The sequence below is a fragment of the Archangium minus genome, assembly GCF_044360475.1.
GTDB classification, from domain to species: Bacteria; Myxococcota; Myxococcia; order Myxococcales; family Myxococcaceae; genus Archangium; species Archangium minus.
Window position 1 is genome coordinate 7,174,145 of sequence record NZ_CP043494.1, and the last position, 19,027, is coordinate 7,193,171.

General features: G+C 67.2%; 17 protein-coding genes. 9 read left to right on the forward strand and 8 right to left on the reverse strand.

The genetic code is table 11. From position 1 onward, the window contains the following. The first annotated feature begins 28 nt into the window (after nucleotides 1-28). Complete coding sequence (locus F0U60_RS29060) at nucleotides 29-1,030, forward strand: aldo/keto reductase (RefSeq protein ID WP_395804405.1); 1,002 nt, start codon at nucleotides 29-31, stop codon at nucleotides 1,028-1,030. A gap of 2 nt (nucleotides 1,031-1,032) precedes the next feature. After that, nucleotides 1,033-1,824 (forward strand): phytanoyl-CoA dioxygenase family protein, encoded by a 792-nt coding sequence (locus tag F0U60_RS29065; RefSeq protein WP_395804407.1) that lies wholly within the window; start codon nucleotides 1,033-1,035, stop codon nucleotides 1,822-1,824. 9 nt (nucleotides 1,825-1,833) lie between these two features. Here the strand turns inward: F0U60_RS29065 and F0U60_RS29070 are convergent, their stop codons facing one another. Then, the gene (locus F0U60_RS29070; RefSeq protein WP_395804409.1) at nucleotides 1,834-4,230 is read right to left on the reverse strand and encodes a PAS domain S-box protein; all 2,397 of its coding nucleotides are present in this window, start codon (nucleotides 4,228-4,230) and stop codon (nucleotides 1,834-1,836) included. Between the two features lie 376 nt (nucleotides 4,231-4,606). Between F0U60_RS29070 and F0U60_RS29075 the strand changes: the two genes are divergently transcribed. Continuing rightward, nucleotides 4,607-5,701, forward strand: a complete 1,095-nt coding sequence (locus F0U60_RS29075) for an endonuclease/exonuclease/phosphatase family protein (RefSeq protein ID WP_395804411.1) — start codon at nucleotides 4,607-4,609, stop codon at nucleotides 5,699-5,701. A 6-nt stretch (nucleotides 5,702-5,707) separates the two neighbouring features. On the opposite strand, the gene F0U60_RS29080 is transcribed toward F0U60_RS29075, so the two are convergent. Together F0U60_RS29080 and F0U60_RS29085 are read right to left on the reverse strand one after the other, a co-directional pair. Then, nucleotides 5,708-6,637: a tyrosinase family protein gene (locus F0U60_RS29080; RefSeq protein WP_395804413.1), complete on the reverse strand. Its 930-nt coding sequence runs from the start codon at nucleotides 6,635-6,637 to the stop codon at nucleotides 5,708-5,710. Continuing rightward, on the reverse strand, nucleotides 6,634-7,098 hold the full coding sequence (locus F0U60_RS29085; RefSeq protein WP_395804415.1) for a hypothetical protein: 465 nt from the start codon (nucleotides 7,096-7,098) through the stop codon (nucleotides 6,634-6,636). The genes F0U60_RS29080 and F0U60_RS29085 overlap by 4 nt, the downstream gene beginning before the upstream one ends. A 101-nt stretch (nucleotides 7,099-7,199) precedes the next feature. Here F0U60_RS29085 and F0U60_RS29090 point away from each other — a divergent pair, with 101 nt between their 5' ends. Together F0U60_RS29090 and F0U60_RS29095 are read left to right on the forward strand one after the other, a co-directional pair. Next, nucleotides 7,200-7,973 carry a WbqC family protein gene (locus F0U60_RS29090; protein ID WP_395804417.1) on the forward strand — a complete coding sequence of 258 codons (774 nt, stop codon included), beginning with the start codon at nucleotides 7,200-7,202 and terminating at the stop codon, nucleotides 7,971-7,973. Between the two features lie 144 nt (nucleotides 7,974-8,117). Beyond that, nucleotides 8,118-9,410, forward strand: a complete 1,293-nt coding sequence (locus tag F0U60_RS29095; RefSeq protein WP_395804419.1) for a serpin family protein — start codon at nucleotides 8,118-8,120, stop codon at nucleotides 9,408-9,410. 48 nt (nucleotides 9,411-9,458) lie between these two features. Here F0U60_RS29095 and F0U60_RS29100 read toward each other — a convergent pair whose 3' ends face one another. Then, nucleotides 9,459-11,336: an ATPase gene (locus tag F0U60_RS29100; protein WP_395804421.1), complete on the reverse strand. Its 1,878-nt coding sequence runs from the start codon at nucleotides 11,334-11,336 to the stop codon at nucleotides 9,459-9,461. Nucleotides 11,337-11,411: 75 nt separating this feature from the next. On the opposite strand from F0U60_RS29100, the gene F0U60_RS29105 reads away from it, so the two are divergent. After that, nucleotides 11,412-13,073, forward strand: a complete 1,662-nt coding sequence (locus F0U60_RS29105; RefSeq protein ID WP_395804423.1) for an acyl-CoA dehydrogenase family protein — start codon at nucleotides 11,412-11,414, stop codon at nucleotides 13,071-13,073. 10 nt (nucleotides 13,074-13,083) lie between these two features. On the opposite strand, the gene F0U60_RS29110 is transcribed toward F0U60_RS29105, so the two are convergent. Beyond that, nucleotides 13,084-13,908 (reverse strand): alpha/beta hydrolase, encoded by an 825-nt coding sequence (locus tag F0U60_RS29110; RefSeq protein ID WP_395804425.1) that lies wholly within the window; start codon nucleotides 13,906-13,908, stop codon nucleotides 13,084-13,086. A gap of 44 nt (nucleotides 13,909-13,952) precedes the next feature. Next, a complete protein-coding gene (locus tag F0U60_RS29115) occupies nucleotides 13,953-14,585 on the reverse strand; it encodes a hypothetical protein (RefSeq protein WP_395804427.1) in 633 nt (210 codons plus the stop codon). A 668-nt stretch (nucleotides 14,586-15,253) separates the two neighbouring features. Here F0U60_RS29115 and F0U60_RS29120 point away from each other — a divergent pair. Then, complete coding sequence (locus F0U60_RS29120; RefSeq protein ID WP_395804429.1) at nucleotides 15,254-15,898, forward strand: glutathione S-transferase N-terminal domain-containing protein; 645 nt, start codon at nucleotides 15,254-15,256, stop codon at nucleotides 15,896-15,898. A gap of 117 nt (nucleotides 15,899-16,015) precedes the next feature. On the opposite strand, the gene F0U60_RS29125 is transcribed toward F0U60_RS29120, so the two are convergent. Continuing rightward, nucleotides 16,016-16,387: a DUF2019 domain-containing protein gene (locus F0U60_RS29125; protein ID WP_395804431.1), complete on the reverse strand. Its 372-nt coding sequence runs from the start codon at nucleotides 16,385-16,387 to the stop codon at nucleotides 16,016-16,018. A 22-nt stretch (nucleotides 16,388-16,409) separates the two neighbouring features. After that, on the reverse strand, nucleotides 16,410-16,760 hold the full coding sequence (locus F0U60_RS29130; protein ID WP_395825505.1) for a DUF2019 domain-containing protein: 351 nt from the start codon (nucleotides 16,758-16,760) through the stop codon (nucleotides 16,410-16,412). A 287-nt stretch (nucleotides 16,761-17,047) separates the two neighbouring features. On the opposite strand from F0U60_RS29130, the gene F0U60_RS29135 reads away from it, so the two are divergent. Continuing rightward, on the forward strand, nucleotides 17,048-18,025 hold the full coding sequence (locus F0U60_RS29135) for an SPFH domain-containing protein (protein ID WP_395804433.1): 978 nt from the start codon (nucleotides 17,048-17,050) through the stop codon (nucleotides 18,023-18,025). Continuing rightward, complete coding sequence (locus tag F0U60_RS29140; protein ID WP_395804435.1) at nucleotides 18,018-18,944, forward strand: NAD+ kinase; 927 nt, start codon at nucleotides 18,018-18,020, stop codon at nucleotides 18,942-18,944. The genes F0U60_RS29135 and F0U60_RS29140 overlap by 8 nt, the downstream gene beginning before the upstream one ends. The last annotated feature ends 83 nt before the right edge of the window (nucleotides 18,945-19,027 follow it).

Here is a 19,027-nt window from a genome sequence, read left to right on the forward strand (position 1 = left end):
GTCGCCCTGGCGCATTCTCCCCCTCCCCATGACTCTCTCGGACTCCTCCCCTTCCCTCGCACGCTGGCTGGACCCGCGCCCCTCGGAGCCAGGAACGCCTCCCGCTGTGGTGGCCGTGGGCACGATGAACTTCGGGGCACGTACCCCGGCGCCCGAGGCCTCGCGACTCGTGGCCCGGGCCCTGGAGCGCGGCGTGCGCTTCTTCGATACGGCCAACTCGTACGGCAACGGTGAGGCCGAGCGCCTCCTCGGCCAGGCGCTGCGCGGCCGACGGGCCGAAGTGGGCATCGCCACCAAGGTGGGGCTGGCGCGCATCCGGGGGAAACCCGAGGGCCTGTCCGGAGCACAGGTGACTCGAGCGGTGGAGGACAGCCTGAAGCGTCTTGGGACGGAGTACGTGGACGTGCTCTACCTGCACGCGCCGGATGCCGCCACGCCGGTGGAGGAGACCCTGGAGGCCGTGCATGGGCTGCTGCGCGCGGGCAAGGCGCGGCACTGGGGCGTGTCCAACCACGCAGCCTGGCAGTTGCTGGAGCTGCGAGGCCTGTGTGACGCGCGCGGCATGCCCCACCCGAAGCTGTCCCAGGTGCTCTACAACCCGCTGGTGCGCCAGATCGAGGTGGAGTACCTGCCCTTCACGAGGCGCTACCCCATCCACACCACCGTCTACAACCCACTCGCCGGAGGACTGCTCTCCGGACGTCACACCCCGGGAGGGCCCATTCCCCCGGGCTCGCGCTTCGACGGCAACCGCCTCTACCAGCGCCGCTACTGGTCCGAGCGCCTCTTCGAGCTGGCCGGGAGCCTGCGCGACGTGGCGGAGGCGGCGGGCCTCACGCTGGTGGAGCTCGCCTACGGGTGGCTGGCGAGCCGCCCTGGGGTGGACTCGGTGCTGGCGGGCCCGGGGACGGTGGAGCACTTGGACGCGGCGCTGGACGCCTGCGCGAAGCCCCTTCCTCCCGAGGTCGCCACGCGCGTGGACGAGATGTATCGGGAGTGGCTCGGCACAGATGCCACGTACGCGAGGTGAGCATGCTGACGGTGGACGCGGAGACCTTCGATATCACCGGGCCGCTGGCGCACTACGCCGAGCACGGCTACGCCCGCCTGGGCCGGCTGCTCAGCGCGGAGGGCCTGGAGGCGCTGCGTGAGCGCGCGGATGATCTGATGATGGGCCGGGTGAGCTACCCAGGCTTCTTCTGGCAGATGGACGCGCCCACGGGCCGCTACGAGGACGCGCCGCTGGGCCTGGGCTGGCAGGGGCCGTCGCTGGACTACCGCAAGCTGGAGAAGCTGGAGAAGGATCCGCGCTTCCTCGCGTGGATGGAGAACCCGCTCTTCGAGCGCCTCGCTCGGGCGAGCATCCCGGGGGACATCACCCTCTACCGGGCCATCCTCTTCCACAAGGGTCAGCGCGGCGGGAGCGAGCTGCCATGGCACCAGGATGGGGGCAAGCTGTGGGGCCTCACGAAGGATCCCGAGCTGCAGCTGTGGACCGCGCTAGACGATGCGCCCCTGGACGGGGGCTGCGTGGAGGTGGTGCCCGGGAGCCATCGCTGGGGGCTGGCTACGCCGCTCGGAGGGGTGGTCCCGCCGGACCAGGTGGCGGCGCGCGGGGCGGACAGCCTGGCGGTGCCGCTGCCCGTGGAGGCCGGTGAGGTGCTGCTGCTCCACAACTACGTGTGGCACCGCTCGAAGCCCAGCCGCACGGGCCAACGCCGACGAGGCTTCTCGGCCTGCTACATGAGCGCGGACACGCGCTGCGTGCGCAAGAAGAAGGCCCCGCGCGACTTCTTCCCGCTCTTCCGTCGCGCCTCGCGCTGAGGCGCCCTGCTACACCGCCTTCAGCTTCTGACGGATGGCGGGGAGGCTGATGCGGAAGACGCTGCCCTTGCCCATCTCGCTGGTGGCGGAGATCTCCCCGCCGAAGCCAGTGATGATGCCGTGGCAGATAGAGAGGCCGAGTCCCGTGCCCACGCCCACCGGCTTGGTCGTGTAGAAGGGATCGAAGATGCGGCTGAGCACCTCCGGGGACATGCCGCACCCGGTGTCCTTCACCTCGATGATGGCGTGGTTGCTCTCGGAGCGCAGGACGACGCGGATCTCGTTCTTGTCCGGCTGCCCGGCGCTGATGGCGTGCGCGGCGTTGATGAGCAGGTTGAGCACCACCTGGCCGAACCGAGCCTCGCTGCCCTCCACGAGCGGCACGTCGTACAGCTCCTTCACCACGGTGGCCCGGTGACGCAGCTCGCCGCGGGCCAGCGCCAGCGCCGAGTCGATGACGCGCCGCAGATCCACCGCCGTGGGCTGCTCCTCGTCGCCTCGCGAGAAGGTCTTCAGATCCTGGACGATGAGCCGCACGCGGTTGACGCCCTCGTTCGTCTCCTCCAGCACCTCCTCCAGCTCGTCCAGACGCCCCGCAGGCAGCAGCCCGGCGATCGCGTGCAGCTCCTCGGTGAGGAAGGACAGGTTGGAGATGACGAACGCGAGCGGGTTGTTGATCTCGTGCGCCACGCCCGCGGCGAGCGTACCCACCGAGGCCAGCCTGTCGGCGACCACGAGCCGCGCCTGAATTTGCCTGCGCTCCGTCAGGTCGCGCGCACTCACCAGCGTGGCGGGCTGGCCGGCAAATACGAGCCGCAGGCCGCTGATCTCCGCCGTCAGCACGCCTCCATCCGGAGGCAGGAAGCGGATCTCCCGAACGCGGTGGGCACCCCGGCCGGGCAGACCATCCAACATGCCCACGGCGGCGGCGCGATCCTCCGGGTGGACGAAGTCCAGCAGCGAGCGGCCCACCAGCTCGTTGGCCTTGAGGCGCAGGAAGGAGCACGCCGACGGGTTGACGTAGAGCAGCGGCCCGCCGCGGTGCACGAAGATGGCCTCGGGCGAGCCCTCGATGAGGGCGCGGAAGCTCTCCTCGGAGCGGCGCAGCGCCTCCTCGGCGGCCTTGCGCTCGGTGATGTCGAAGGACACGCCTCCCAGGAAGCGCCGGCCCGAGCTGTCGCGGGCGATGAACCGGTAGGTGAGGAACTGACGCGGCTCACCGTCCGGCGTGGGGATCATGCTCTCGGAAACCGTGGGCTGACCGGACTTGAAGGCCTGATCATCCTGCTCCTGCAGGTGGGCGACCGTCTCCGCCGGCATGAGCTGATCGTCGGGGATGGTGCTCACATCCGCGCCGGGCGACAACCCGAAGAAGCGCCGGAAGGGCTCGTTGACGAAGACGCGCCGACCCGACTCGTCCTTCATGTAGGCCAGGGCCGGGTTGTTGTTGAGGAAGGAGTCGAAGAGGTGCTGGCTCTCCTGGAGCGCGGTGACGATGGAGGCCACCTCCGTCATCAGCGCCTGCTTCGCCGCGTGCTCGGCGGCATTGCCCATGGCGGCCCCGAGCAGCCCGGCCATCAGCTCCAGCGTGCGCTCGTCCGAGTCCACGAACGCATACGGCACCTGCGAGGCGATGCTCAGCAACCCCACCGTCTGGTTGTCGCGCTTGAGGGGCACGTTGAGCATCGAGCGGACCTTGTTGCGGCGCGCCACCTCCACGTTGACGCGCGGATCCCGCTCGGTGTCGTCGGTGCGCATCACCTCGCCACGCAGCACGCTGGAGCCGGCCATGGTGCTGCTGATGGGGATGCGCCCGCCCTCGAACTGCTTCGAGTAGCCCGTGCAGACGCGGTAGAACATCTCCTCGCCCTCGATGATGCCCACGGCCGCGCCACCCGCGCCGCAGAGGATCATCGCCCGCTCGGCGATGAGCCGCATCACCACGTCCAGGTCCAAGCCCGCCAGCGCGATGTCGTTCTGCGTCTGGATGATGGCCGCCAGCCGCTCGATCTCTCCGCGCGCGGACTCCTCGTGCGACTGCCGGCGCATGAAGGCGTAGCAGCGACGCTCGAAGAGGGCGATGCGGGCGCGCACGTCCACGGGGTGGAAGGGCGCCACCAGGTAGTCGTCCACGCCGATCTCCATCAGCGGGGCGAGCTCCTCGTCCGTCAGGTTGGCCACCATGCCGAGCACGGACACCTCGGCGGCGCGAATCTGCGCGCGCAGCCGGTTGAACCAGTCGGATTTCTCTCGGACTTGCTCGGCCCCGACGACCAGCACGTCCACCAGGGAGATGGTGGCGGCCGTCACCTCGGGACCCGAGGCAACAACGACCTCGTGACCCATCCGGGTGAGCTCCGCCCCGATGGGGTGGTCACCGTCGCGACTGAGGAGGAGGAAGCGCATGGAGGCTGGAGCGGATTCTTAGGAAACAGAAGATTGCTAGATCGAGGCCCTTCCGGTCCACCAGGAGCACCCGATACCGGGAGACCCGCACTCCTGTTGGACGAAAGCCTACCCCCGTTCGCGCCTCATGGGGGAGAGCTGGGAGGGGCGAAGGGGGTGCCATGGCTGGTCGAGGGGGCGGCGGGTGACCCGCATTATTGCCACGTGTCCAACGTTTGTGCGACCTCGACGTGCTCAATGGTGGGCGCCGGGAACAGATCGCACGCCGGGGCCCCTGGCATCCAAGCAGAGGAGTCCTATTTCACCCGGGTTGCCCGCTCGTGAGCGGGCAGGAGACGGGTGCTCGGGGCGGGGTGGGTCCGGGGGTAGGTCACAGATGAGGTTCGGCATCGCGGTGGGGCTGTGGATGGTGGCGCTCGGCGCCTGTCAGGTAGCGACGTTGCCCCAGGAGGTGGACGGGCCGAAGGCCGTGTCGACCTCCGAGCTCTTTGACCCGGGGGCCCTCACGGTCATGACGCGAGACCTCTCCCCGGAGAGGCTCCTGGAGCGCGTCCTGGAGGCCCCCACCGCGGCGGAGCTGCCGGCACGGACCGCGGAGGTACTTGGCGCGCTGCGCCAGGAGGACGTCTCCGTCCGGGTGCGGAAGCTGGCGGATGAAATCCAGTACGCCCGGCCGCACCTCATCGGGCTGCAGCAGGTCACCCAGGTACGACGGCAGAGCCCGGGGGACGCCATCTTCGGAGGCACGCGGCCCGCGCTGGCGGTGTACCAAGACGTCCTGCCCGTGTTGCTGGGCGAGCTGGAGGCGCGCGGGCTGCACTACCGGGAGGTGGCGCGGGTGCGCAACGCGGACGTGGAGGTCCCCCTGCTCACCAGCGCCGGACCCACGTTCGACGATGTGCGGCTGACGGACTTCGACATCATCCTCGCGCGGGCGGACGTGGAGGTGAGCGGAGTCCGGACGGGCAACTACCAGGCACGCCGGGAGGTGTCCCTTCCTGGACTGGAGCCAGTGGAGCTGCGCAGAGGCTGGGCCTCGGTGGCGGCGACAGTGGAGGGCCGCAAGTACCGGTTCGTCAGCACGCACCTGCAGCAGGCACCGGACGACGAGGGACTGCGCGTGCAGTTGGCGCAGGCCGAAGAGCTGATTGGCGCCCTGAGGGGCGAGCCGCTGCCCGTGGTGCTGGTGGGGGACTTCAACACGCCGGCGAACCTGGGACTGATGGGGGCCCCCACCTACCGGGAGCTGCTGTTGGCCGGCTACGTGGACGTGTGGACGCGCCGCCCAGGGACTGCGCTCGCGGCCGGCGGAGACATACCGCTCGAGCTGCCCTCGCTGGCGGAGCGCCTCAACCTGGTGCTGGTACGTAACCCCGTCACACCGGGGCTCCGGAGGGTCGGCCCCGTGCAAGCGTACGGGGTGGGAGGAACACCGAAGCAGACCGGAGTGGTGGCACGCCTGAGGATGTGACGCCCTTCAGCCCTGCAGGTCCGCCATCGAGTCGTAGTCGTAGTGGTTGGCGGCGCTGAAGGGAGCACCGAGGGAGAGTGGGTCGAGCACGCGGCGCGGAGTGACGGGAGTGGTCTCGCGGAACACCGAGTAGAGAGTGTCGTCGATCCGGTGGAAGGCCAGGTTGTTGGAGGCACTCTGGGCGGGGACGTAGGGGGCATTCGGGTAGCGGAGCTGCCACGCGCGCCAGATGCGATCCACGTTGCAGTGGTGCAGGTAGAACATGGGATCGTTGGGCGAGGTGCTGTCCGCCATGTCGCCGCCAATCCAGACATGCACGACATTGTGGATCCGCGCCGGCCCCTCCCAGCCCTCCAGGAAGTTGCGAAAGCCCGAGGAGAAGCTGTTGTACGGAGGGGCGTCATACAGGGGCTGATCGCGCAGGACCGTGCGGACCGCGTCGCGCGCTGGCAGCGGGCCGCCCAATATTCCAAGGGAGCGCTCAAGAGGCCGCGGCTGCGCCAATCGCGTGAGTCCGCGCTCCGAGGGGACGATACGGACCTGCCAGACGCTCGGATTCGTGAAGCGTCCCATGGCGTCCTGGCTCCAGATGGGGGACTGCCTGGGATCGGAGAGCGCCGCATCCGCGGACCAGTCCCAGTAGGGCAGCCGGAAGTCGGGAGCGCCGAGCGCGGAGATCATGTACCCCTCGAACCGGAGCAGGAAGTACCGGTGCCATGGCAGGAAGGCGGGACCCGAGTGGGCCGAGTTGCGATCGCGCTGCGTGGGGGGCGTGAAGAGCATCATCGACTGGTGGTGCCACGCCACGAAGAAGTCATAGATGGAGAGCCCCTGCTGACCCGGCCAGGGGAAGCGCGCCGGATCCTTGAGCGCCAGCACTCCGTTGATGAACTGCTGCCTGACGCCCTCGTCCGAGAGGATGTTCCGGCGAATCATCGCGCACCTCCGTGCGTGTGCTCATGATCGGAGTGGTCAGGGTCCGTGGACGGACCCGACGGCGCCGCCTCGAACAGGTGAGGCATGCGCGTGAGGAGGTGGCGCACGAGCTCCAGGGCCGACGCGAAGGTCAGGTAGGGACACAGGTGGGACCAGAGCTGCCCCTCCTCATCCACCATGATGTGGAGGGTGATGAGGCGCTCACCGACGCGCACCTCGTACGTGGTGGTGATGGAGATGGTGCGCCCCTGGTGCTCGAGCGTGCGCACGCTGCGCGCGAGGCTCTCGTGCTGGTGCTCGACGTAGGTGGGAAACTCCTGACGCACCCACTCCGGATGCTCGAGGCCAGGGGTAAACGGATCAAACTCGAGCGGGGGGATGCGGTACGCCTTGGCCTCGGCCGCAGTCCCCTGGCGTGCTGGCTTCCCCTGCCCTGCCTGTCGCTTCTTCTTGGCCGCCATCGGTGTGTCCCCCAAACGCTCCCCCTCTGGTTCCTATGAGACTGAGCGGGCTCGCGCGTTTTGTGACGCCGCGAGGGACGTCCCTGACTACAGTCCCCTCCGTGAGCGCCCCGTCTGGAGTCCTGGTTGCCGAGCAACCGCACTACCTGCCATGGCTGGACTTCTACGAGCAGGTAGCAAGGGCAGACACGTTGTTGGTGCTGGACAACGTGCAGTGGCTGAGGCGGGGCTGGCAGCGGAGGGCGCGCGTGGCCTTGCCGCCAGGCACTCCCCTGCCCCCTCCGTCGGAGCCCGCCTTCCAGTGGCTGACCATTCCTCTGGAAGGAGCGCACCGGGACACGCGGATCTCCGAGCTGGCGGTAGACACGAGCCAACCGTGGACGCGCAAACACCTGGCCACACTGACGATGCTGTACGGGAGGCGGCCCTACTTCCGGAGCCAGGTGTTGCCGCGACTGGAGGGCTTCTACGAAGAGGCGGCGAAGGAGCGGGGTCCGGGCTCGCTGCTGCGCACGCTGCTGGCAAGCATGGCGCTCTTCCACGAGCCACTGGGACTCAAGCCACGGGTGGTGCTGGCGTCGACGCTGGACCGCTCTCACCCGGACAAGACGGGGCGGCTGGCGTCGTACTGCACGCAGCTGGGGATGGACACGTACTACTCGGCGGTGGGCTCGCTGTACCTCCGGCCGGGCCCCTTCCGGGACGCGGGGGTGCGGCTGCTGTGGCAGAAGTTCCGCTACCCCTCCTACGACCAGGGCCGGAAGGGAGAGCGCTTCGTGGTGGGCCTGTCCATCGTGGATGTCCTGTCGAACGTTCCCGTCGAGGAGGTGCGCAGGTGGCTCGAGCCCAACCCCTGGGGACCCTTCTCGAAGTAGGCCTCACAAAGAGGATGCACCGCCCTCGGAAATCCGAGGCCCGCACCCGGAGCGCAACCCCCCAAGTCCTTGAAGTCCCTCGCTGCGTGCATGTGCATGGGCCTTGCTTACTGGCCGCGCGAACACGCAGTCGAGGATCAACACATGACTCCACTTCGTCGTTGGCTGGCCCCCTCACTCGCCGCCGTGCTGGGACTCACGGGCTGCTCTCCTTCCTCCACTTGGCCGGAGTACGAGGTACTCGATGCACCGGGAGAGCTCATCGCCTCGGACAAGGAGCGGGTGACGACACCCAACGTCCCGGACGCGGACTTCGCGGCGCTCGTCACCGGAAACACCAACTTCGGTGCCTCCCTGTATCGGGAGCTCGCCGAGCCGGGAAAGAACCTCTTCTTCTCGCCGTACAGTATCACCCAGGCCTTCGCCATGGTGTACGCGGGCGCCCGCGGTAACACCGAGACGCAGATGGCCCAGGCGCTCCACTTCTCCCTGCCCCAGGAGCGACTCCACCCCGCCATGAACGCACTGGATCTGACAATCCAGTCCCACGCTGGGCGCGCGGGAGAGGACCAGGGCATGCCCCCCACGCTCCGCGTGGTGAACGCCGCCTGGGGCCAGAAGGGGCTCACGTTCGAACCTCCGTTCCTCGACGTGCTCGCCCAGAACTACGGCTCCGGGATGCGCGTGGTGGACTTCTCCGCCGACCCCGACTCCATCCGCGACAGCATCAACGACTGGGCCCATCGCCGGACGGAGGGCCGCATCCCGAAGCTGCTCCCCCCCGACATGGTGACCCACGACACGAGCCTGCTGCTCGCCAACGCGCTCTATTTCAAGGGCTCGTGGCGCTCGCGCTTCTCTCTCGATGGAACCCAGCCCGCCCCCTTCCACTTGCTGGACGGAAGCACGAAGCAGATTCCCATGATGAGTGTCTCGATGTCGTTCCCGCACACGACAGGTGATGGCTTCGAGGCCATCGCGCTCCCGTACGTAGGGCAGGCCTTCCGCATGCTCGTCATCGTGCCCGACCAGGGCCGGTTCACGGAGCTCGAGTCAAGGCTCTCGGCGAGCTTCCTGGACAGCGTCCGGGCAGGGCTTCAGGACCGCTACACCGCCCTCAGGTTTCCGAAGTTCCAGGTGAGCCAGGAGCTCCCCCTCCCCGAGCCCCTGCGGGCGCTCGGCATGGTGGACGCCTTCACTGATAGCGCCAACCTGTCGGGCATGACGCAGCAGATGGCCCTCAAGCTCACGGGCGCGCAGCACCAGGCCGTCGTGTCCGTGGATGAGTTGGGCACCGAGGCCGCCGCCGCCACCGCGGTCGCTGCCGGTCCGGTCACCATTCCCGAGCCCACCACGGTGGACCGCCCGTTCCTCTTCCTCATCGAGGACGTGGAGACGAAGAGCGTGCTCTTCCTCGGGCGCGTCGTGGATCCCTGAGACGAACCGGGGCGGGCCCGCCGTGAAGACGGACTCGCCCCACCCCGCTCAGCGCTGCTGCTCCTTGTCGAACCGGACGAAGTAGCTGCGAACCGCCGAGTCGATCAGATCCTGATCCAACTGCGGCGCCATGCCGCGGTAGTGGGCCATGTCGATCACCTGATCGAGCAGATCGCGCGGCTGGCACGCGGCGAAGCGGCGGCCCATGGGCTTGTAGTGGGTGTCGATGAGGTACTGCACCATGTCCGCGTCGTAGGCCACGCCCCGCTTGCGGCACATGACCTCGAAGATCTGATGGAACAGATCCTCGTCGGGAGGCTGGACCTCGAGCTTGTAGCGAACACGGCGCAGGAAGGCGTCGTCGACAAGGTCGCTCGGCTCGAGGTTGGTGGAGAAGGCGGCGAAGACGTCGAAGGGGACCTGGACCTTCTTGCCGGTGTGGAGCGTGAGCATGTCCACATCGCTCTCGAGCGGGACAATCCACCGGTTGAGCAGCTCCTTCGGGGAGACCTTCTGTCGCCCGAAGTCGTCAATGAGCAGCATCCCGTTGGTGGCCTTCATCTGGAAGGGCGCCTCGTAGTACTTGACCTCGGGTGAGTACACGAGGTCGAGCATCTCGAGGGTGAGCTCACCACCGACGACGACGAGCGGCCGGCGGCAGCGGACCCAACGCCGATCATAGGGCTGGGTGCTCTCATCATCCTCGATGGGCTTGTGCAGGATGCTGTCGAAGATGCGGACGACGAAGTCGTCGATGAGGATGGCGTGGGGAATGAAGATCTCCCCATCGAAGCAGTTGACCATGCCCTGGCAGATGGCCGTCTTGCCGTTGCCGGGGGGCCCGTAGAAGAAGATGGCGCGGCCCGAGTTCATGGCAGGGCCGATGCCGTCGAAGATGTAGTCGCGGATGATGAGGTCGCCGAACTTGTCCTCCATCCGCTGGCGGGTGATGCGGTTGCTGCGGACGGTCTGCTTCTTCACGACCTCGATCCACTCCTGGAGCGAGACGGGAGCGGGGCCGTTGTAGCGGTTGCGATCGAGGATCTGCCGCAGCACGTCCGTAGCGAACGTGGTGAGCTGGTAGATCATCGTGGACTTGCCCACGCCCGAGCCGCCACCGCCGCGGATGTCGATGTACTTCTGGCGGCGCAGCCCCTCGACGACCTCATCAATGATGGCGGAGGGCAGCTTGAGGCGGTTGGCGATGTCCATGCCCCGCATCTCGCCAGCGAAGAAGATGGCCTTGAGGACAAGCTCCTCCACCATGGTGGCGGTGAGGCCCGTGTCGGCGAGCGTGCGCGGCTGAGCGGGCCAGAACGCCGCGGAGCCAGCCACGCCCCCACCCTCGCCCACGGCAGCGCGGCGCATCGTGCCCGTCATGCGGCGCTCGGGGACCGGGGCTCCGGACGTGGGACGGCGCGGCTCGACGGGGACGGGAGGCAGCTCCGACGTGGGCACCGGCGGGGCCGTGCGGCGCTGATCGACGATCACGGAAGGCAGATCCATGGTCGGCACCGGCGGGGCCGTGCGCTTCTCCAGGGGCACCGCGGCCAGGTCCATGCTGGGCACCTGCGGGGCCGGGCGACGCAGCTCCCCGGGAACGGGCGGCAGCTGCTCTGTGGGGAGGTTGGCGATGACGCGGCGGGCCTCGGGGCTCGGAGAGCTCGGGGCGCGACGCTCGAGGAACGGGCTGGGACCGATGGGCCGGCGCTCGGGAGCCGAGGGGGCCGAGGGGGGCCGCGCCGGACCACCGGGAGCCGCGGGAGCTTGCCCAGGGGGCACGCGAGGCCGGGGAGGCGCGGAGAGCACGTTTCCAGGAGGGTAGGTGGGGACCTCTCGAGGGGTGACGGCACGACCGCTGTCCGTCTCGAATTCGGGGGACTCGAATGGAGGGGGATTCGCCCCCGGCCTCCGCTGCTCGGCCATGCTCGCTCCGGGTTGAGGCAGGCGAGTCTAGCAGGAAGTGCCGCCCCGAACCCGCTCGATGCTAGCTTGCCTGGTATGAGCTTCTTCCAGGAACCCCCGAGGCTTGGAAACCAGTACGACGACGATGCGCTGCTTCGGAGCTATCTGGACCGAGTGCTCCCGCGGGACATGCGGGTCGGGCTCGAGGATGAGCTCCAGGAGCTGGGCGAGCTGGGAGGCGGGTACTTTTACGAGTACCAGCTCAGGGATCGGCTGAACGAGCCGGTGCTCACCCAGTGGGACCCCTGGGGCCACCGGGTGGACCACATCGAGGTGTCTCCGCTGTGGAAGGAGGCGGAGACGCTGACGGCGAAGCGGGGCCTGGTGGCGGTGGCGTACGAGCAGAAGAACGGGGACCGCTCGCGCATCCACCAGTTCGCGCTGAACTACCTGGTGCAGCCGTCGCTGGACGTCTACTCGTGCCCACTGGCGATGACGGATGGGGCGGCGAGGACGCTGCTCGCCCTGGGGAATCAGGAGCTGATTCAACGCGCCCTGTCCCACCTGACATCGAGGGACCCGAAGACGTTCTGGACGTCGGGACAGTGGATGACGGAGCGGACGGGCGGCTCGGACGTGGGGCTGACGCAGACGGTGGCGAGGCAGTCGCCCGAGGGGTGGAGGCTGTACGGGACGAAGTGGTTCACCTCGGCGACGACGGCGCAGATGGCGCTGACGCTGGGGAGGCCAGAGGGGAACGGGCCCGGGGGCAAGGGGCTGGCCATCTTCTACGTGGAGACGAGAGGGGCGGACGGGAAGCTGAACGGGATTCAGATCAACCGGCTGAAGGACAAGCTGGGGACGAGGAAGGTACCGACGGCGGAGCTGACGCTGGACGGGACGCTGGCGGTGCCGGTGGCAGGGCTGACGGACGGCATCCGGAACATGGCGTCCATGCTGAACGTGACGCGGACGTGGAACGCGATGGGCTCCGCGTGGACCATGAGACGGGCCCTGGCGCTGGCGAGGGACTACGCGAAGCGGCGAGTGCAGTTCGGAGCGCCGCTGTCGGAGAAGCCGCTGCACGTGGACACGCTGGCGGGGCTGGAGGCCGAGTTCCACGGAGGCTTCCTGCTGGCGTTCCGGGCGGTGGAGCTGCTGGGGAAGCTGGAGGCGAGGACGGCGACAGAGGAAGAGCTGTTGCTGCAGCGACTGGTGACGCCGCTGGCGAAGCTGACGACAGGGCGGCAGGTGGTGCACGTGACGTCGGAGGTGGTGGAGAGCTTCGGCGGAGCGGGCTACGTGGAGGACACGGGGCTGCCGAGGGTGCTGGCGGACGCGCAGGTGCTGTCCATCTGGGAGGGGACGACGAACGTGCTCTCGCTGGACACGCTGCGGGCGATGGCGAAGGGCGGAGCGCTGGAGGCGCTGTACACGGACGCGGAGCGGCGGCTGGGGACGGCGAAGGACGCGGGCCTGAGACCGTGCGTAGCGGCGGCGCAGGACGCGCTGGAGAAGGCGCGGACGTGGGTGATGAAGGCGATGGAGAACCCGGCGGGGGTGGAGGCCGGGGCGAGGCGGTTCTCACTGACGCTGGGCCGCACCTACGAGCTGGCGCTGCTGGTGGAGCACGCACAGTGGTGCCTGGACAACGCGCACGGCCCGAGGGCCATGGCGGCGGCGCGGAGGCTCATGCGCAACGGCGTGGACCTGATCGCCGACATGGACCTGGACGACGCACGGCTGCTGGTGAGCTGAGCCGCGCCTCTCAAGGCGTAGGCTGAAGCGTTGCCGCCGGCCGTACTCCGTCGCGCACGAACTCCATCATCTCCTGGAGAATGGCCGGCCGGTCGAGCACGTCATTGTGGCGCTTTCCCTCGAGGATGCGCGTGGTGGCATTCGGGAAAAGGGTCCCCATCCGCTGCCCCATGTCCACGGGAACGACCTCATCTTGAGTCCCGTGAATGATGAGCACCGGCAGCTTCAGACCAGGAGCCTTGGCTGCGCTGTCGAACGGATCCTTCACGAGCAGGCTCGCGGGGAGCCACGGGAAGAGCCGCGCGCCCACGTCCACGATCGAGGTGTAGGGCGTGATGAGGACCAGCCGCGCACCATGGCCCCGCTTCGCCATCTCCACCGCAACACCTGAGCCGAGCGATTGTCCCTGAAGCACCGTGCGCTCCCGAGGCACGCCCAGCTCGCGATACAGGTGCTCCAATGCGGTCTCGGCCGCCGCGTAGATGCCTACTTCGGAAGGCCCCTGCCCCACCGCGAGCCCGTAACCCGGGTACTCCACCGCGTAGAAGCCGAGCCCCGCCTCCTGGAAGCGCTGCGCCAGCCACTGCTCGTCCGCGAGCTGCTCACCGTTGCCGTGGAAGTGCACCACCGTCGGGGCCCCGGCAGGCGCGGACACGTGCAGCGCGTACACCGTCGAGCCCTCCGGCCCGGGGATACGCAGGAGCGAGGCTCCAGGCAGCATCGGCTCGCGAGCCCCCAGTGGCACCGGGAACACCAACCGCCGCTGGTTGACGAACACCAACACGCAGAGTCCCACGTACGCGATGACGAGTGCCGCCAGAACCAGGAGCAACATCCGCCTCGCCCTTTGAAGAAGACCCATGGCGGAACCTTAACGTACTACCCGCGTGCGACGTAGCGCGCGATGACGTGATCCAGAATCCGTTCTGCGACCACCGGCTCCTCCTCGAATCGCTTGCTCAGCCACGTTTCAACCAGACGGGCCACGGCGAACTCACACTCCTCATCGGCGAGCACCCCCTTCACAGGGCCGAGCCACACCGGCCGCGGCACCGTGACATCGAGCAACACCGTGAGCCCCTCCAGGAGCACGGCAGGAATGTAGACCGAGAGCTCCAACGTGCGTCCCACCGTCTCGGCGTAGTGATAGAGCGCACCATGAAGCCCCTGGACCAGCCCCTCGAGATGCGATCCCCCGCTCGCTCGGAGCTGGTTCACCCAAGACAGCGCCCGATTCCCCGGTGCTCCACACCACTGGATCGAGAGCCGGACCCGGGTCGATTCGTGGCGCCCCTCGAAGCTCCAGGGAGCATGGAGTGGGAGGGCCGGCTCGGAGATCCGTGCGGTGTAGTCCACGAGTCCTCGCTCGAAACGGTGGTGCGTCTCAACCTGGTGCACGTCGTCGCGCAGCCGGAAGGAGACACACTCGTGCAGAGCGGCCAGTTCCTCCATCCGCAAAGACAACCCCGGGATGGAAAACCGGGGCCGCTCGAAGATGGAGGAATCCGGCACGAAGTGGATGTGCGTACCTTTGGATGACGGACGCCCATTCTTCGTGTGAGGAAGATCTTGGACCAGGCCCACCGGCTCTCCGCATCGAAAGACCTGCCGCCAGGTCCTCCCTTCAGAACAAAGGGAGACCTCGAGTTCCGAAGCGAGCGCATTGACGATCGCGAGGTCTTCGTAGGGAGACACCAAGAGGGATGTCTCAGATGCACCGTCCGGACGGGGAGCACGAAGGTCGGCGTCAGCCGGCGTGAACAGGCGAGCCAACGAGTCCCCTGGGGGAGGCTCGGACATCAGGCGTGACGGCCACAAGGGCCCATTGAAGGAGAACGAGCAGGAGCCGCCGAGCCCGAAGTGGAGTCTCACTTCGTCACCGCGACCTTCGCTCGCAGCAAGGGTCCCCGCTTGAAGCAGGAGCAGCGGCAACCGGTGAAGGCCGTAGCCGCCCGTACCTCCTACGTACATGCCGGGCCGCCTGCGGATCTGCCGAACGAGGTCACTCGAAGCGCGTGGCATCCCTCGAACCTACACGAATTGCCTGCGTCCTGCCGCTTCGTCCAATACTGAATTCCCAATGACGGTCGCTGCGCTTCAATGCCTCGTGCCCGCAGCGCTTCCGGCTTGTGCACGATGAAGGGACACTCTTACAGTCGCCCCGGATCGGAGGAGCAAGTATGCAAACTGCGCACGAAGAACTCCCGAAACCAGTTCTCATTGGCCGCTCGAGCTCACACTTTACGCGCGTCACGCGGATCTTCGCTGCGGAGATGCGCATCGACTACTCCTTTCGGGTGGTGCGCGATCTCATGTCCTCCGCTCCGGAGGACTACGGCGGCAACCCCGCGCTAAGAATACCCTCGTTGCAGACGCCCCGAGGTATCTGGTTCGGCGCTCTCAATATCTGTCGCGAGCTCTGGCGGCAGTCGAGTCACAGACCCCGCGTGGTATGGCCGGAAGAGCTCGACGAGCCGTTGCTTGCCAATGCGCAGGAGCTCGTTCTCCAGGCCATGGCGACAGAAGTGACGCTGATCATGTCTAAGGCGGCCGGCGTCAACGACAGTAATGCTCACCACGCGAAGATGAGGAAGGGGCTGGTCAACATGATGTCCTGGCTGGAGGAAAACGCGAGGTCCACGCTCGCCGCACTCCCGCCACATCGGGACCTGAGCTATCTGGAGGTCACGCTCTTCTGCTTGGTGACCCATTTGGAGTTCCGGGACGTTTTGCCGACTGCCCCCTACTCTGAACTGAATAAGTTCTGTCAGCAGTTCGCAACGCGAGCCTCCATCGGCCAGACCCCCTTTCGCTTCGACACGTGAAGGCGGCCTTGAGCGCTGCGTCCAGGTGGAGGCCATATCCGCCCGTATCACCCACGTACAGGCCAGGCCTCCTGCTGAGGGAAGCCCCACCAAATGGCGTCGGTTTGTTCAGCGACATCAAAGAGGCTTCAAGGTACCTGCTTTCCACTCCTCAAGTGTCCACTCCGCCGAGAAGCCAACCAGACCGCCAGCGCTTCTCGCGAGTTCGGTAAGCACTCGTTCCGCCTCGTCCGGTGCAAACTCCAAAACGGATACCGCAGCCCAGCAACGAGTCCCTGGATCTGGATCATCGAGCAACGCTAACAACTGGCTCTGGGCTTCCATGCCTCGCTTTCGTAACTCTCTGCGAATCGCAACGAGAAGATCGAACATGCGATTTCCTTCTTTGGGTTTGCCTGCGTAAATGGCACGCCACCTCTCGGCCGAAAGGCTCCTGGCCTTCTCGATGAGTTGCTCCGTTAAGAGCTTCTTTACCTCTGTCTTCCTCATGGAACAGGTACCAGTAACCAGTTTACGCAGGGTCCAGCTCCCAGGTGCCATCTGCCCACCGCATCAACGACTCTGATGCTTCAAAAGCCGCAAGCCCCTCTCCCTTTGCTATCTCTTGCAGAACGGCCTGGGCCTCTGATGTCCGATAACGGAATAAGTGCGCGGCAGCCGCAACCCGAACATCCATACGAGGGTGCGTGAACAAATCGGCAAGTGCGGCCCGCCCAGCATCACCATGACTACGCAGCCTTTCGAAAAGAGCAACATAACGCTTTGCGTGCTTGTTTCCCGTCCTGGCATCGCCACGAGAGATTGCGTCGGTCTGTGCCGCTACATGCTGGGCGAATGCCTCAACAAGCTCTCCGAGGCTCATTTCTGAATGCGCCAAGTCCCACTCCCGATGTTCACGACAGCTCCCTCCGAAGTGGTTTGCCCGGAGATGACTCCACGAGTCAACTCCCTTGACTTTCAGCCCCTGTCAGGTCGTCGGCTCTTGTGCACAATCAGTTGGCCCCACGCGCTACCCACATCGTGGGGAAGACCCTCACCCCAGCCCTCTCCCAGAGGGAGAGGGAGGCAGCGGCTCCACTTCTGGTTGCATCAGTGTTGTTTTGACACTATGTTGGTGTTGTCAAAACACGAAGATGAGGGGGTTGGGTCATGAGTATCCGGTACATGAAGGCGCCGCCAACGAAGTACGTGATGCAGTTCAAGGACGGGCGGGTGAAGCGCGAGGGGCCCGGCCTCTCCTTCTTCTACTGGGCTCCCACGACCACCGTGGTCGCCGTGCCGCTCTCCAGCTCGGACGTGCCCTTCGTCTTCAATGAAATCACTCAGGACTTCCAGGCCGTCACCCTCCAGGGTCAGCTCACCTATCGCGTCGCGGACCCCAAGTTGCTCGCTGGGCTGCTGGACTACTCGGTGAAGCCCTCGGGCGAGTACGCCTCGGAAGATCCCTCGAAGCTGGAGGAGCGGCTCGTCCAGATCGTCCAGGTGCGCGCCCGCACGGTGGTGCAGTCCATGCCCCTGCGCGAGGTGCTCGTGCAGGCGGCAACCATTGAAGGCAAGGTGCTCGCGGCGCTGCGCGAGACCGAGGCGGTACGGATGCTCGGTGTGGAGGTGCAGGGCTTCGCGCTCCTCTCGACGCGCCCCACTCCGGAGATGGCGCGGGCCCTTGAGGCCGAGGCACGTGAGGCCCTCCAGCGGCGCGCGGACGAGGCCATCTACGCCCGCCGCAACGCCGCCGTGGAGCAGGAGCGGCGCATCAAGGAGAGCGAGATCGCCACCGAGCTGTCCGTCGAGGCCGGCAAGCGGCAGATCCGCGAGGCGCAGATCGCCGCGGACATCGCCGTGGAGGAGCAGCGCGCCGCCTTCATGGAGCGCTGGAGCGAGAACGAGCGCAAGGCCGCCGAGGCCAAGGCCTACGCGTTGGAGAAGACGCTCGCCCCGGTGCGGGACGTGGACTGGAAGGTGCTCATGGCAGCGGCCGGTGGAGGGAACGATCCCAAGCTGAACATCGCGCTCGCCTTCCGTGAGATGGCGGAGAACGCGGGGAAGATTGGCGAGCTGAACGTGTCTCCAGACCTGCTGCGCTCGCTGCTCTCGGGCCCGTCGGGGAACCAGGCACGCCATGGCTGAGTACGAGAAGATCGTCCTCGTCACCCGCCGGACGAGGCTCGCCGAGCTGGTGGAGCGCTTCAACACGCGCTCGCAGGCGCGCTTCTATCTGGAGCACGCCGGCCAGGACTTCGAGGACTACGCGCGGGAGGACGACACCTATCGCCGCTCGTTGGACGCACTTCACAAGCTGCTGGAGCTCGGGTTACCGGTGCAACAGGTGGACCGCTCGCTGGTGCCCACCTTCCTCTTCACCGGCAAGGAACTGGTGGTGACGGTGGGCCAGGACGGCCTGGTGGCCAACGTTGCCAAGTACGTGGGCTCGCAGCCGATCGTCGGCGTCAACCCGGACCCGGAGCGCTTCGACGGCGTGCTCCTGCCCTTCGGTGTCGACAAGGCGCGGGTGGCGGTGCGTCATGTGTTGGAGGATCAGGCTCGCTTCCGCGAAGTGACGCTCGCTGAGGTGGTGCTGAGCGATGGCCAGCGGCTGCTTGGGTTCAATGACCTGTTCCTCGGAGCGCGCACCCACGTCTCCGCCCGGTACACCCTGCACTACGAGCGCCACGCCGAGTCCCAGTCCTCCAGCGGCATCATCGTCTCCACGGGGGCGGGTTCGAGCGGTTGGCTGTCCTCGGTGTTCACGCTCGCCCAGGGACTCACGGAGGCGACGGGGGGGCAGCCGGGCCAGCCGTGGCGGTTCTCCTGGGAGGATCCGCGGCTGGCCTTCGTGGTGCGCGAGCCCTTCATCAGCCGGCACTCGGCGGCCAGCGTGGTGGCCGGGTTCGTCAGCGCGCAGCAAGAGCTGGAGGTGGAGTCACGGATGCCCTCGGGGGGCGTCATCTTCAGCGACGGCGTCGAGGAAGACTTCCTCGCCTTCAACGCCGGCACCACCGCCCGGGTGCGTCCGGCCACCCAGCGCGCCCGGCTCGTCGTTCGCTGAGCGGTTTCGAAGTCGCTACCAACGGTTGTCCGTGAAGAGGCAGTCGATGAGCTGCACTTTCTCAGGCGCCTTATTACCGACCT